We start from the raw sequence: 1,403 nt of genomic DNA, 5'->3' as shown, positions 1-1,403 counted from the left end.
GAACTGCTACATAGAAAGCTTTAGTTGCAGCTAAAGCCTGGGTCTCACATTACCCGATTGGAGTGCTTATTATCCATACAAAGCATTTAAGAGTGATTCGCAAAGCATGGCGCTTTCGCTTCGCTCAAGTATAGCCAAGCGTCGCTCACACCTTAATGCGGCGTTATGCGTATTGTATCTCACAAGTGCTACCAAATGAGGTATAATCGGACGAATAACGGGTATAAAATGTGTTGGTTATTTAATATGCAAGTAAATGCAATTGTCAACGTTCATGATGTTGAAGATTTAAAGTCTCTGGGCACATATCGTGAACTCAAAAATGCCATTGAAGCCAAGATCGGGAGTAAGCTTGGTGTTAAAGGTTGGAATTCACTTTATGAGAAAATTGTATTTCTTAAAAGTGCTGTTTCCTTATTAGAGAAAGAGTCAGCAATCTATGAAGGAAAAAAATTCTCAGAAGCCAAAACTTATCTTTCAAAGCATCTTGGGATCAACGTTAAAGCGAGAGGCTGGAAGACTTTAAAGACGAAAGTTGCTGCTTTAATTCAGTTATTTAAATCGGAAAGCTTTGATCCGTATGCATATTATGAAAAAACAAAGCTCAAAAAATTTCGAGATAGCTCAAAGCTTGAAGGTATAGTTGTTGACTACCCAGAAAAAACGACGTCACTTGACAGTATTCTAGCCAAATATAAAAGGTAATTTATGGATAAGTATGATGCTGCTAATGATCACTATTGCTACGGAAATTCAGCGACACTGAAGAATAAATTAAATATCACAAGCTTGGACGAACTGGAGAGTGCTGAGAGAGAAATTACAGCGCATACTGTTCAAAGCATAACATTCAGCCCACCACCTTATGACTTGAGCTATATGAGTAAATTGCATTGCGGGCTCTTTTCTGAACTTTACGATTGGGCTGGAGATGTTCGTACTGTAGATATTTCAAAAGGTGGAACACGCTTTTGCACATGTGGACGAATTGAAGCGGAATCCGCTAAATTGTTTACGCAACTAGAAAAGGACAATTGGTTAAAAGGGCTAGGAAAAGACAAGTTCTGTGAAAAGTTAGCGGAGTACTACATCGAGTTTAATATGATTCATCCGTTCCGCGAAGGTAATGGTCGAGTTCAGCGATTGTTATTTGAACATCTTGCTTTATCGGCAGGTTACGATCTCGATTGGAATGATGTTGAGAAGTCAGAGTGGGTTCAAGCAAACATCGACGGTGTAGACGTAAATTATGGTCCGATGGAGCAGATTTTTAAGCGAATAGTTACCCAGCCGCAATAATCCGCATAACAAACGACTATGGCGTCAATAGCTAAATTTTGGCTATATTTTCATCCCACATGACGCCATCTCGTAACATTGAATTCAGTATTACAACCATCTTG

Annotated in this window: 2 protein-coding genes; both read left to right on the top strand. The window is 39.1% G+C overall.

The window, feature by feature from the left end:
• The first annotated feature begins 246 nt into the window (after window positions 1-246).
• Window positions 247-705 (top strand): YhfG family protein, encoded by a 459-nt coding sequence (locus L2W36_RS27235; protein ID WP_086610662.1) that lies wholly within the window; start codon window positions 247-249, stop codon window positions 703-705.
• 3 nt (window positions 706-708) lie between these two features.
• The gene (locus tag L2W36_RS27230) at window positions 709-1,299 is read left to right on the top strand and encodes a putative adenosine monophosphate-protein transferase Fic (RefSeq protein WP_236112069.1); all 591 of its coding nucleotides are present in this window, start codon (window positions 709-711) and stop codon (window positions 1,297-1,299) included.
• The last annotated feature ends 104 nt before the right edge of the window (window positions 1,300-1,403 follow it).

This window comes from Vibrio sp. McD22-P3 (assembly GCF_021568915.1).
GTDB classification, from domain to species: domain Bacteria; phylum Pseudomonadota; class Gammaproteobacteria; order Enterobacterales; family Vibrionaceae; genus Vibrio; species Vibrio mediterranei.
The sequence above is the reverse complement of the archived record's forward strand: the minus strand, read 5'-3'. Positions and strand labels throughout refer to the sequence as shown.